The sequence below is a fragment of the Candidatus Arsenophonus triatominarum genome (assembly GCF_001640365.1).
In the GTDB taxonomy this organism is placed as follows: Bacteria; Pseudomonadota; Gammaproteobacteria; order Enterobacterales; family Enterobacteriaceae; genus Arsenophonus; species Arsenophonus triatominarum.
Map to the genome: position 1 here is coordinate 85897 of NZ_LWMI01000007.1, position 12730 is coordinate 98626.

General features: G+C 37.5%; 9 protein-coding genes, 4 tRNA genes and 4 pseudogenes. 15 read left to right on the forward strand and 2 right to left on the reverse strand.

All coding sequences use genetic code 11. The features are described 5' to 3' along the window. Window positions 1-105 precede the first annotated feature (105 nt). On the forward strand, window positions 106-2679 hold the full coding sequence (gene clpB / locus AYJ55_RS05440; protein WP_063654775.1) for an ATP-dependent chaperone ClpB: 2574 nt from the start codon (window positions 106-108) through the stop codon (window positions 2677-2679). A 428-nt stretch (window positions 2680-3107) separates the two neighbouring features. On the opposite strand, the pseudogene AYJ55_RS05445 reads toward clpB, so the two are convergent. After that, window positions 3108-3707 (reverse strand): annotated as a pseudogene (locus AYJ55_RS05445) (transposase); the annotation flags it as partial. A 118-nt stretch (window positions 3708-3825) separates the two neighbouring features. On the opposite strand from AYJ55_RS05445, the pseudogene AYJ55_RS05450 reads away from it, so the two are divergent. The 10 genes and pseudogenes from AYJ55_RS05450 to AYJ55_RS05495 all read left to right on the forward strand — a co-directional run. Further along, window positions 3826-4266: pseudogene (locus tag AYJ55_RS05450) on the forward strand (transposase); the annotation flags it as partial. An 85-nt stretch (window positions 4267-4351) separates the two neighbouring features. Then, window positions 4352-5251 carry a transposase family protein gene (locus AYJ55_RS05455; protein ID WP_063654777.1) on the forward strand — a complete coding sequence of 300 codons (900 nt, stop codon included), beginning with the start codon at window positions 4352-4354 and terminating at the stop codon, window positions 5249-5251. A 165-nt stretch (window positions 5252-5416) separates the two neighbouring features. Next, window positions 5417-5782 carry an IS630 transposase-related protein gene (locus tag AYJ55_RS05460; protein WP_063653415.1) on the forward strand — a complete coding sequence of 122 codons (366 nt, stop codon included), beginning with the start codon at window positions 5417-5419 and terminating at the stop codon, window positions 5780-5782. Then, entirely contained in the window at window positions 5751-6239 is a 489-nt protein-coding gene (locus AYJ55_RS05465) for an IS630 family transposase (protein ID WP_063653499.1), read from the forward strand. Before AYJ55_RS05460 ends, AYJ55_RS05465 begins: the two co-directional genes overlap by 32 nt. 242 nt (window positions 6240-6481) lie before the next feature. Further along, window positions 6482-7522, forward strand: coding sequence for a UDP-N-acetylmuramate dehydrogenase (gene murB / locus AYJ55_RS05470; RefSeq protein ID WP_063654778.1), 1041 nt, complete (start codon window positions 6482-6484; stop codon window positions 7520-7522). Then, window positions 7519-8481, forward strand: a complete 963-nt coding sequence (gene birA, locus AYJ55_RS05475) for a bifunctional biotin--[acetyl-CoA-carboxylase] ligase/biotin operon repressor BirA (RefSeq protein WP_063654779.1) — start codon at window positions 7519-7521, stop codon at window positions 8479-8481. Before murB ends, birA begins: the two co-directional genes overlap by 4 nt. A gap of 83 nt (window positions 8482-8564) precedes the next feature. Continuing rightward, window positions 8565-9212, forward strand: a pseudogene (locus tag AYJ55_RS05480) (IS256 family transposase); the annotation flags it as partial. 37 nt (window positions 9213-9249) lie between these two features. After that, window positions 9250-9615 (forward strand): IS630 transposase-related protein, encoded by a 366-nt coding sequence (locus AYJ55_RS05485; protein WP_063653415.1) that lies wholly within the window; start codon window positions 9250-9252, stop codon window positions 9613-9615. Next, on the forward strand, window positions 9584-10072 hold the full coding sequence (locus tag AYJ55_RS05490; RefSeq protein ID WP_063653499.1) for an IS630 family transposase: 489 nt from the start codon (window positions 9584-9586) through the stop codon (window positions 10070-10072). Before AYJ55_RS05485 ends, AYJ55_RS05490 begins: the two co-directional genes overlap by 32 nt. A 20-nt stretch (window positions 10073-10092) precedes the next feature. Continuing rightward, window positions 10093-10653, forward strand: a pseudogene (locus AYJ55_RS05495) (IS256 family transposase); the annotation flags it as partial. Between the two features lie 54 nt (window positions 10654-10707). On the opposite strand, the gene coaA reads toward AYJ55_RS05495, so the two are convergent. Further along, complete coding sequence (gene coaA / locus AYJ55_RS05500) at window positions 10708-11661, reverse strand: type I pantothenate kinase (protein WP_063654781.1); 954 nt, start codon at window positions 11659-11661, stop codon at window positions 10708-10710. 593 nt (window positions 11662-12254) lie between these two features. Between coaA and AYJ55_RS05505 the strand changes: the two genes are divergently transcribed. The 4 genes from AYJ55_RS05505 (at window position 12255) to AYJ55_RS05520 (ending at window position 12694) form a co-directional block, all read left to right on the forward strand. Continuing rightward, window positions 12255-12330: transfer RNA gene (locus AYJ55_RS05505), tRNA-Thr, on the forward strand. 24 nt (window positions 12331-12354) lie between these two features. Next, window positions 12355-12439 (forward strand) — tRNA-Tyr (locus AYJ55_RS05510). 98 nt (window positions 12440-12537) lie between these two features. Then, window positions 12538-12612: transfer RNA gene (locus AYJ55_RS05515), tRNA-Gly, on the forward strand. A 6-nt stretch (window positions 12613-12618) separates the two neighbouring features. Further along, window positions 12619-12694, forward strand: a tRNA-Thr gene (locus AYJ55_RS05520). Window positions 12695-12730 lie beyond the last annotated feature (36 nt).

Here is a 12730-nt window from a genome sequence, read left to right on the forward strand (position 1 = left end):
ATTTTTTATATCAATAGCTGATTTTTATCGTAAGTAACTTGAATAATATGAAATAAAACCTCATTTAATCTGCATAAATGATTGCAATTGTATTTTGGAGGTATTATGCGTTTGGATCGTCTTACCAACAAATTTCAACAAGCACTAGCTGATGCTCAATCTTTAGCAATTGGACAAGATAATCAATTTATTGAACCAGTACATTTACTGGTTGCCTTATTAGATCAAGAAGGCGGTACATTACGTCCTTTATTGACATCGATAGGGGTTAATATCAGTCAGCTTAGTAACAAATTAAACGATATTCTCAATACTTTACCGCAAGTGCATGGCACTGCTGGTGATATCCAGCCATCAAACGATCTTATTCGGCACTTAAATTTGTGTGATAAGTTGGCGCAACAGCTAGGTGATACGTTTATATCCTCAGAGCTATTTCTTCTGGCAATTTTTGATGCCAAAACCTCCCTGGCAGATACGCTTAAAACGATGGGAGCGAATAAAGTAAATATAGAAAAGGCGATAGAACAAATGCGTGGTGGTGATAATGTTAATGACCAAGGTGCTGAAGAGCAGCGTCAAGCACTTAAAAAATACACAATTGATTTAACTGAAAGAGCTGAACAAGGCAAACTCGATCCTGTTATTGGACGTGATGAGGAGATCCGCCGAACGATACAAGTTCTCCAGCGCCGAACAAAAAACAATCCGGTTTTAATTGGTGAACCAGGAGTAGGTAAAACCGCGATTGTTGAAGGTCTCGCTCAAAGAATTGTTAATGGTGAAGTACCCGAAGGGCTGAAAAATAAACGCGTTCTCTCTTTAGATATGGGTGCTTTGCTGGCTGGCGCAAAATATCGGGGCGAATTTGAAGAGCGCTTAAAGGCTGTCTTAAATGATCTGTCCAAACAAGAAGGAAGTGTGATTCTGTTTATCGATGAATTACATACTATGGTTGGTGCAGGTAAAGCTGAAGGAGCAATGGATGCTGGTAATATGTTAAAACCAGCACTAGCGCGAGGAGAATTGCATTGTGTTGGTGCGACTACACTTGATGAATATCGACAGTATATTGAAAAGGATGCGGCATTAGAGCGTCGTTTCCAGAAAGTTTATGTTGCTGAACCTACCGTTGAGGATACCATTGCAATATTAAGGGGACTGAAAGAACGTTATGAGCTGCATCATCATGTACAAATAACTGACCCTGCCATTGTTGCTGCTGCCAGTTTATCAAATCGTTATATTTCTGATCGTATGCTACCTGATAAAGCAATAGATTTAATTGATGAGGCTGGCGCTAGCTTACGGATGCAGATGGATTCTAAACCGGAAGCGCTTGATCGTTTAGAACGTCGAGTTATTCAATTAAAACTTGAACAACAAGCTCTAAAAAAGGAATCTGATGACGCCAGTAAAAAGCGGCTTAAAATGTTAGAGGAAGAACTAACGGAAAAAGAACGGGAATATTCAGAGCTAGAAGAAGAGTGGAAAGCGGAAAAAGCAGAGCTTACTGGTACACAGCATATAAAAGCGGAATTGGAAAACGCACGTATAAGTATGGAGCAGGCTCGGCGTAGTGGTGATTTAGCTAAAATGTCAGAATTGCAATATGGTAAAATTCCTGAATTAGAAAAACAACTTGAAGCTGCCACTAAAACGGAAAGTCACACCATGAAGTTATTGCGCAATAAAGTAACTGATGCAGAGATTGCAGAAATATTAGCGCGCTGGACAGGCATTCCCGTTTCAAGAATGTTAGAAAGTGAACGTGAAAAGTTACTCCATATGGAACAGGATCTGCATAAGCGTGTCATTGGTCAGAATGAAGCTGTTGATGTGGTATCTAATGCTATTAGGCGTAGCCGTGCTGGTTTATCAGATCCAAATCGGCCTATTGGCTCATTCTTATTTTTAGGTCCTACGGGTGTTGGTAAAACCGAGCTATGTAAGGCACTGGCAAATTTTTTATTTGATAGTGACGATGCAATGGTACGTATTGATATGTCCGAGTTTATGGAAAAACATACAGTCTCCAGGCTAGTTGGTGCACCTCCAGGTTATGTAGGATATGAAGAAGGCGGTTATTTAACCGAAGCAATCCGACGCCGCCCTTATTCTGTTATTTTGCTTGATGAAATCGAAAAAGCGCATCCCGATGTTTTCAATATTTTATTACAAGTTCTGGATGATGGACGTTTAACCGATGGGCAAGGAAGAACGGTCGATTTTCGTAATACGGTTGTCACTATGACATCAAACTTAGGTTCGGATTTAATCCAAGAGCGTTTTGGTAGTTTGGGTTATGACGAAATGAAAGAGCTCGTCATGGAAGTTGTCAGCCGTAGTTTCCGACCCGAATTTATTAACCGTATTGATGAAGTAGTAGTATTCCATCCACTCGATAAAGAGCAAATTACAGAAATTGCGCAGATCCAACTATCGCGTTTATATAAGCGAATGGAAGAGCGAGGCTATAAAGTAAAAATCACGCCAGTGGCGTTAGAAAAATTAGGCGAAGCGGGATTTGATCCGGTATTTGGCGCACGCCCTTTGAAACGAGCGATCCAACAAGAGATAGAAAATCCATTGGCTGAACAGATGCTATCAGGCAAATTAGTGCCAGGCAAACAAGTAACTTTAGATATTAAAAAAGGTGTTATTATTGCTAAGCAATAAATAAAATTAAATTGTTAATCTTATTTGAAGAGGTAATATGTGCCTCTTCAATAGTATTATAAGAACTCAGTCGCCTTGATTAAAGATCATTATTAGCAACTAGCGATAGATACTATCAATTCAAAGTTAGAGCAATAAATGAGCACTTAAACAGAAAAAATGTAAATAATAGTTGTAGTTTCAGAAACTCCCCTATAATGCTGACCCGTTATCGCGACTTATTCATCAATAAGTGAATAAAAGAATAAACGCGAATTAAGGTGAAAAGCGTAATATACGCCACCTCGCGGTCTAGGTCGCACACTCTTTAACAATTAATCAGACAATCTGTGTGGGCACTCGCAAGACATCATCAAAAAATATTTGATTTTAAAGTCTTGAAGAGTAACAAAACAGTTAATTTATATATGCACGAGTTTCGCACAAAACTAATTTGGGTACGCTAATAAAACACGGATGTGCTCAGTAATAGCATTTTTGATTACGTCCCAATTTTGTTGATAAAGGGTTATTTTTTCAGATATACGTTTATGTTGTTCAAACCACGCAGAAATAGCGAGAAAAATATGATTTCTTTGCGCTCGGCTCGTGCGAGCCTGACAGCGTTCAATACCACAATTTTGTTTAACTTCTCGATGATAAACTTCAACAGACCAACGGGCATCCATGATAGATTTGACGTATTGACGGGTGGGATTGTCTTTGTTTGTTACTATGTAATCAATACGGTCGTTTTTGGCTATAAATTTGAAAACTGTCACCCAACCATAACCTCGTAAGTGTATTAAGGTTCCTTCTTCTAAGATGTCTAACTTGTTCAGTTGTTTGTTATGGTTAATAATCCGATTTTTTCTCAGCGTAGTTACCCAGACCCAACCATGAGAGCGAATTGATTTCAGATTATCCAGGCTAGAATACCAGGCATCCATCACTACCGCTTCTGGTATAATCCCTCTTTTTTTAGCAAGAGCGAGCATTTCGGAAAAGTGCGTGTTTTTTGTTTTTCCATCAGAATCTTTATCATAAATAACCTGAGTTCGGGATAAGAAATAAAGTGAAAGTCTTGCTATTCAAATAGTTGAATGCGCATATTTCGTTAAAATACTCTAACAATCTGGTTAAAGAGTAGAGCATTGTTAAACAATGATGGAAAATCTTACTGAACTTTATTGCCTGATGGATGATTTTTGTAAAGACTTCGAGCCAAAAATGCATGAAATTTTGCTGAATAACGGTAGTAAGCGTCGTAGACGGTCTACTCAGCTTTTATTGGCTGAAGTGATGACACTGGTTGTTTTGTTTCATCAACTCCGATTCAGCCAATTCAAGGTATTTTATTTCTATCATGTCCGTTTATATCTCAGGAAGGAATTTCCTAACTTGCCATCATATTCACGCTGTGTAGAGTTACTTCCGCGCAGTGCCTTAGCTTTAACGGCACTGTTTGAGTCAATTAAGGGAAAGTGCACGGGTCTGTCGGTTGCCGATTCTACTCCGATAGCTGTGTGTGATAACTTACGGATCCGCCGGCATAAAGTCTTCGATGGGATAGCTGAACGAGGAAAAACCTCAACAGGTTGGTTCTTTAAAATAGTTGCTGAATAGAGACTTGCATTTTTTGTCACGCTATAGACAATAAAAAGAGGTTTAACTTAGAAAATAACGGTTTGAAATGATCAACAAAGAGCGGTTGTTACGAGATAATCGTTTATGTAAAGCAATCATTGGATTATCAGTCGAAGAATTGAAAAATTTAGCCGCTGAATTTTCAGCTTGTTATTTGATTTATCGGAAAAAGAATCGAAAAGATCACGAGCGGCAGATGGGTGCAGGGCAGAAAGGATTTATCCCAACCCCATTAGATAAACTGCTTTTTATTTTATTGTATTTAAAATGTTATCCGACCTATGATTTGCAAGGACTTCTTTTTGGTTTAGATAGAACACGGGTATGTCGCTGGGTAAAAATATTATTGCCGGTTTTAGAGATGACCTTGGGGCGAGAATGTGTTTTGCCCGCTCGTCAAATTCGCTCTGCTGAGGAATTTTTTCGCGCCTTTCCTGGAGTTAAAGACGTCTTTATTGATGGGACAGAGCGACCTGTCCAAAAGCCTAAGAATCTGCGTCGGCGAAAAAAAATGTATTCGGGAAAGAAAAGACAGACCACTCGAAAAGGGCTTATTATGACTGACGAAACGAGGAAAATTGGATTTATCCCCATGATCAAAAATGGGCGCCGTCACGATAAACGCTTACTCGATAAAGTCGATATAATTCGCCATATTCCCCCTGAGGTAACCATCTGGGCCGATACCGGTTTTCAAGGTATAGATAAACAGCATCCTAATACACAAATCCCAAAAAAAGGAACTCGAAAAAGACCTTTATCGCCTGAACAAAAACAAGAAAATAAAATAATCTCGGGCATCCGTATTACGGTTAAACACGCCATCGCGGGTATCAAGCGCCTCGGTTGTATGACCCAAATTTTACGGAATCGTAGACCCTTTATTGATGATACCTTTTTACTCCTTAGTGCCGGTCTTTGGAATTTCCATCTCAGAACAGCCTAAAATTTACTTCCAATCACCGAAATACCCTTATTTCACTATTAAGCAACACGCTTTTTGTCAGATAGCGCATACGCGGCACCGCTCTCCTGCTAACTTTGTAGTGAATTTATTAGCTGGGCTGGTTGCATATAGCTAGGCGACTTAATTTTGATTACAAGGTGTGTTATGAGTTATACAATTGATTTTCGACGTAAAGTAATATCTGTAAGGAAAGCCGAAGGTTTAACAATTCGAGAAACTGCGAAACAATTCCGTATTGGAAAAGCGTCTTTAGTACGTTGGCTTAAACGACCAGAGCCAAAAAATTCAACGCCACGTAAGAGGAAGCTCGATAAAAATGCTTTAGCAAAAGATGTGGAACAGTATCCAGATGCTTACCAAAAGGAACGGGCAGAGCGATTCGGTGTTTGTAAAAAGACTATTTGGCAATCCCTTAAAAAGCTGGGATTAACCTATAAAAAAAACTCTATTCCATCCAAAAACCAACGAAAGCGACAGGCTGGCACATCAGCAAAAAAGACAACAGTATGAAAAAAAAGATAAATCTGTTGTTTTTATTGATGAAAGTGGTTTTTCACATGACACTCCACGAACTCACGGCTATTCCCCAAAAGGTCACCGTTGTTTTGGCCTGAAAAACTGGGGTGCTAAGGGAAGAACAAATGTTATTGGCGCTTTATTGGGAACAACCCTTTTTGCTATCGGATTATTTGATTGCAATATTAATCGTGATGTTTTTTATGTTTGGATCACAAAAATATTGCTCCCAGAACTTCCTGAAAATTCTGTTATTTTTATGGACAACGCTAGCTTTCACAAAGGTAAGAATATTGAACAGGCAATTATAAACGCAGGACACCAGATAGAATATTTGCCTGTGTATTCACCAGATTTAAATCCTATAGAACATAAATGGTCTCAAGCTAAACGTAAAAAGATGGAAACAGGATGCACTATCGATGACCTGTTTTTAATACATATGCTGTAATCAAAATTAAGTCGCCTAGCTATATTGTTTAATTCCATCTAAACCAAAGATACCGGTGGCAGGAACATCTCTTCAAGCATAATTGATGATGCTTATCCCGAATTCAGGTTAATTATGTTAAGAAAGCCACTCAAGGGTGGCTTTTTGACGTTTTATTGTTTGATTTTGTAATTCTTATCTATTCTCTATATATCTACATTAATAGACTATATAATTACTATATATGAATTGAGTTTTGATATATGCATTCTGATAATCATAATGAATTAAAAAAATATAATACTTTTAGTCTTGATGCTAAGGCAAAAGCAATATACTCCGCTACTTCAGTAGAAGAGTTGCTTATGTTATGGAAAAATGCACGACTAAAAGGGTGGCCTATTTTATTATTGGGCGGCGGGAGTAATGTTCTCTTCATTAGTGACTTTGATGGCCTAGTTATTTTAAATCGAATTACGGCGTTAGAGATAATTGAATCACCTAAGGAATGGTTTATTCATGTTGGCGCAGGAAATAATTGGCATCAATTGGTTGAAACACTTATAAAAAATGGCATCTATGGATTAGAAAATATGGCGTTAATTCCGGGATCTGTAGGGGCTGCGCCTATACAAAATATCGGTGCTTATGGTATGGAATTTAAAGATGCATGTCACTATGTCGATATTGTTTATCTGAATAATGGTCAACAATATCGTTTAGATGCCGCTGAATGTCAATTTGGTTATCGGGATAGTATTTTTAAGCATATATATCGTGAAAATTTTGCTATTGTTGCAGTTGGTCTGAAGCTTAACAAACTATGGCAACCCAGATTAACATATGCTGGTTTGACTTCCTTAGCAGCACAAACAGTGACAGCGGAAACTATCTTTGACGCTGTTTGTAAAATCCGGCAAAGTAAGTTACCTGATCCATTTTTTGTAGGAAATGCGGGTAGTTTTTTCAAAAATCCCGTTATTTCTAGTATGGTGGCAAATGAAATAAAGGCCCATTATCCTCGATGTTCAGAATATCCTCAAATCGATGGTACAGTAAAGCTTGCTGCTGGATGGCTCATTGATCAATGTGATCTAAAGGGTTATCAATGTGGTGGCGCAGCAGTACATAAGGAGCAAGCATTGATTTTAATTAATAAAAATAATGCGACTGGAGAAGATATTGTAGATTTAGCCCGTTATATCCGAAAAAAAGTTATAGAGAAATTTGCTATTACACTAGAACCAGAAGTGCGTTTTATTGGTAAATATGGTGAAGTAAACGCTATGGATGCTATTTCATGAAAGATGTAACTATTCCTTTAAAACTCATCAAAATACTTTCTGAGGGTAGTATACATTCAGGCGAGCAGTTAGGTGAATTACTTGGCATGACCCGAGCTGGTATTAATAAACATATTCACACACTACGTAAATGGGGTATTGAGGTTAATACTATTACTAGTAAGGGTTATCAACTTACTAGAAAAATGGATTTATTAGATTACGAGCGAATTTATGGTTTAGTGAGACGCGGAGATATAATTGTAAAACCGGTTATTAATTCTACCAATCAATATCTACTTGAGCGCATCGATCAATTAAGTTCTGGTGATGCTTGTGTTGCAGAATATCAAACAGCCGGTAGAGGGAGGCGTGGTCGATATTGGGCTTCTCCTTTCGGCTGTAATCTTTATTTATCATTGTACTGGTATTTAGACCAAGGGCCGGCTGCTGCCATGGGACTGAGCTTGGTTGCGGGGATTGTGATAGCTGAGACTCTTAATAAATTGAGCGGTAGTAATATAAAAGTTAAATGGCCTAATGATCTTTATCTTAATGAAAAAAAGCTTGCAGGTATTTTGATTGAAATGGTAGGTAAAACTGGCGATGCGGCACATATTGTGATTGGTATTGGGCTTAATATTGCAATGAGTCGTAATTATGAAACAAATATTAATCAAGGATGGATTAATCTTGAGCAGGCTGGTATTCAAATAGAAAGAAATGTGATAGCAGGTCAGATCATTTTGGCATTACGTCATGAATTAGTGCAATTTGAGAAATATGGTCTTGTTCCTTTTATTAAACGTTGGCTGGTGTTGGATAATTTTTTACATAAAAAAGTAAGATTACATATTGGTGACCACCTTGAGATCGGTATCGTGAAAGGTATTAATGAACACGGCGCAATTTTGTTAGAACAAAATGGTGAAATTGTTTCTTATATAGGTGGTGAAATTTCATTACGGCCAGATAATTAGAACAATTGAGTCGAAGCTAATCATCGGGTAGTGTTCAAAAATCTGTGTCATATCTTAAACTCAAAAAAAAAGAGGTATGACATATGAGAAATCAATCATTTAATTTTGATGAAGCGTTGAAGCAATTACAATCAGGTAAAAATTTACTCGGTACGGATGGAATACTCACACCACTCATAAAACAGCTGACCGAAGCTGCCCTGCAGGCAGAAATAGAACACTACCTATCGACAACGTCAATCGATACGCGTAAAAATGGCTATACTCGAAAAACGGTTAAATCGACATCAGGTCAATTTGAACTGAAAACGCCCAGAGACAGGTCAGGTGCTTTTGAGCCTCAGCTCATTAAGAAAAATCAGACAAAATTATCAGAGGATATTGATAACAAAATTCTATCGTTATTTGCATTAGGCATGAGTTATCGTGATATTCAAAAACATGTTGCAGAATTATATGGACTGGAAATATCAGATGGAGCTATTACGCATATTACTGACAAATTACTCCCTGAATTAAAAGCCTGGCAACAACACCCTCTGGAGGCGCTCTATCCTTTTGTCTGGCTCGATGCCATTCATTACAAGATAAAACATGATGGTCACTATATCAATAAGGCAATCTACACAGTACTTGGACTAACCACCGATGGGCATAAGGAATGGTTAGGACTCTATATGTCTGAAACAGAAGGAGCACATCATTGGCTGAGCGTTCTGACTGACTTACATATAGCTAGGCGACTTAATTTTGATTACAAGGTGTGTTATGAGTTATACAATTGATTTTCGACGTAAAGTAATATCTGTAAGGAAAGCCGAAGGTTTAACAATTCGAGAAACTGCGAAACAATTCCGTATTGGAAAAGCGTCTTTAGTACGTTGGCTTAAACGACCAGAGCCAAAAAATTCAACGCCACGTAAGAGGAAGCTCGATAAAAATGCTTTAGCAAAAGATGTGGAACAGTATCCAGATGCTTACCAAAAGGAACGGGCAGAGCGATTCGGTGTTTGTAAAAAGACTATTTGGCAATCCCTTAAAAAGCTGGGATTAACCTATAAAAAAAACTCTATTCCATCCAAAAACCAACGAAAGCGACAGGCTGGCACATCAGCAAAAAAGACAACAGTATGAAAAAAAAGATAAATCTGTTGTTTTTATTGATGAAAGTGGTTTTTCACATGACACTCCACGAACTCACGGCTATTCCCCAAAAGGTCACCGTTGTTTTGGCCTGAAAAACTGGGGTGCTAAGGGAAGAACAAATGTTATTGGCGCTTTATTGGGAACAACCCTTTTTGCTATCGGATTATTTGATTGCAATATTAATCGTGATGTTTTTTATGTTTGGATCACAAAAATATTGCTCCCAGAACTTCCTGAAAATTCTGTTATTTTTATGGACAACGCTAGCTTTCACAAAGGTAAGAATATTGAACAGGCAATTATAAACGCAGGACACCAGATAGAATATTTGCCTGTGTATTCACCAGATTTAAATCCTATAGAACATAAATGGTCTCAAGCTAAACGTAAAAAGATGGAAACAGGATGCACTATCGATGACCTGTTTTTAATACATATGCTGTAATCAAAATTAAGTCGCCTAGCTATAACCGTGGTATACAAGATATTTTAATCGCTTGTGTTGACGGATTAAAAGGGTTTCCAGAAGCGATAGCCAGTATTTTCCCGCAGACAGAAGTTCAGCTATGCGTAGTTCATCAAATTCGCAATAGCTTACGTTATATTGCCAGTAAAGACCAAAAAGCCTTTATGGCTGATTTAAAGCCGGTTTATCGTGCAGATACTAAAGCGGCTGCTGAGCTTGCCCTTGATGAACTGGAAACGAAATGGGATGAAAAATACCCGATAGTGCTAGAATCCTGGCGAAGTAAATGGGAGTTGCTCAGTGCTTATTTTCGATACCCTAAAGCCATTAGAAAACCCATTTATACGACCGATGCAGTAGAGGCTGTTCATCGGCAGTTTAGGAAATTAACTAAAACCAAAGGGGCTTTTCCTAATGAAAACAGCTTATTAAAATTACTCTATATTGGCATCAATCAGGTATCCAACAAATGGACTATGCCGATTAGTAACTGGGCGTCAACCATTGCTCAATTGTCCATCTATTTTAAAGGGCGCCTAGATGGTATAATCAAAATATAAAATCCCCTGACACAGAATTATGAACACCCTCAATCATCGACTCAATGTTTGAAATTATTTTCTTAATCTAACATTTGTAATTGAATGATTAGAGCCTTTAGTCATGATCAAACTGGCTCTTTCTTTGGTTGGTATTATATTCTCTTCCAAATTTATTTTATTAATTTCTTCCCATATTGTTTTAGCTGTATTGATCGCTTCTTCTTGCTCTAATTTAGAATAATGGTAGAAATAGGCGTGAGGGTCGGAAAAAGCACCTTGGCAGAATTCCAAAAATCGACTGATATACCATTTTTTCAATAAATTTTCAGGGGCATCAACATAAATTGAAAAATCGACAAAGTCAGATACGAAAACATGATGGGGAGCATGTGGATAATCCATTCCGCTTTGCAAAACGTTTAAACCTTCCAAAATAAGAATATCAGGCTGCTCAATCACTTGCTTTTTACCGGGAACGATATCATAAGTAAAATGGGAGTATACCGGAGTGGTAACCTGTTTGACTCCAGATTTTATATCAGAAACAAATTTTACTAAACGATGCATATCATAGGATTGTGGAAATCCTTTTTTCTTCATTATTCCACGTTCGTTTAAAATCTGATTTGGGTATAAGAAACCATCTGTTGTAATAAGATCAACTTTACGATGCTCGGGCCACCGACTTAATAAAGTTTGTAATAGGCGAGCTGTGGTACTTTTACCAACTGCAACACTGCCTGCAATACCGATAACATAAGGTACTTTAGTACCATTAGTACCTAAGAATTGTTGTAAAACGGTTTGTCTACGTAAATTTGAACTGATATAGAAATTAAGTAGCCGTGAAATAGGAAGATAAATTTTATTTACTTCATCCATTGAAATTTCATCATTGATACCCTTTAGTTCCAGCAGCTCTTTATCCGTTAGTAGCTCTAGTGGAACAGAATCACGTAATGTTGCCCAATGTTCACGGTCAAATTCTAAATAAGGTGTTATTGAAAAGTTTTGTTGTTGTTTCATAAGTCAACATTTACCTGTGTACAGGTTGTCATAATCATTCATAACCAATAAAAAAATAGATTGCATAATAACGATTGAATATCTTTAGGCGTAGAGTTTTTTCTGTTTTTTTGTATTAATTAAATAATTGATCACAATTTATCCGTTTTTTATTTTTAGCAATGAAATAATATTGTCTGTTTTACGATACGTTTTTATTAGTCACGAGTTTCGCCCCAATAAAAAAACGTTCTATTTTTAAGTTTAATTCAGCATAATATATAAATAGACAAAATCTTATAAATTAAAAGCAACTTATTGTAATTTAAACAAATTTATACTTTTTAGTAACTTGCAAATTAACCATTGCTTTTAAGCCATTTCTGGAATTTTATATGCCTATGCGAAACTCGTGTTAGTGAGAAAAATTTGATGTCATTTTTCACTAGAGTAAATAGTAAATAAAAAATTTATACTGTTGAGTATTTAAACATTTACTATAGAAAAAAGCAGCAAAAAAGGTTAAAGTGAGTATTTTATAAGCAAAAGAATAAATATTTTAATTTTTTTGTTGCAACATGCTCGTTCTCTACCTAAAATGCGCAGCACCTGGTGCCGGCATAGCTCAGTTGGTAGAGCAACTGACTTGTAATCAGTAGGTCCCGAGTTCGACTCTTGGTGCCGGCACCATTAAAAATTTGGATATAAGTAAAAGGTGGGATTCCCGAGCGGCCAAAGGGAGCAGACTGTAAATCTGCCGTCACAGACTTCGAAGGTTCGAATCCTTCTCCCACCACCATAAGTTTCATCTTAAGTGTTCAGCTTAAAATGCTACCTCAATGCAAAATACTTAAGATAAAATTTGCAGCTGATTAAAGTCAGGTAGCCGGGTTCATCGCGGGCATCGTATAATGGCTATTACCTCAGCCTTCCAAGCTGATGATGCGGGTTCGATTCCCGCTGCCCGCTCCAAGATGTGCTGATATAGCTCAGTCGGTAGAGCACACCCTTGGTAAGGGTGAGGTCGGCAGTTCGAATCTGCCTATCAGCACCACTCCTAGAATGTGTTCTTAATTGTTCCCTGATTTTT

Bases quoted from the DNA above. Each gene is read 5' to 3' on its own strand.
- clpB (WP_063654775.1), top strand. From the start codon at position 106: ATGCGTTTGGATCGTCTTACCAACAAATTTCAACAAGCACTAGCTGAT.
- AYJ55_RS05455 (WP_063654777.1), top strand. From the start codon at position 4,352: ATGATCAACAAAGAGCGGTTGTTACGAGATAATCGTTTATGTAAAGCA.
- AYJ55_RS05460 (WP_063653415.1), top strand. From the start codon at position 5,417: ATGAGTTATACAATTGATTTTCGACGTAAAGTAATATCTGTAAGGAAA.
- murB (WP_063654778.1), top strand. From the start codon at position 6,482: ATGCATTCTGATAATCATAATGAATTAAAAAAATATAATACTTTTAGT.
- birA (WP_063654779.1), top strand. From the start codon at position 7,519: ATGAAAGATGTAACTATTCCTTTAAAACTCATCAAAATACTTTCTGAG.
- AYJ55_RS05485 (WP_063653415.1), top strand. From the start codon at position 9,250: ATGAGTTATACAATTGATTTTCGACGTAAAGTAATATCTGTAAGGAAA.
- coaA (WP_063654781.1), bottom strand. From the start codon at position 11,661: ATGAAACAACAACAAAACTTTTCAATAACACCTTATTTAGAATTTGAC.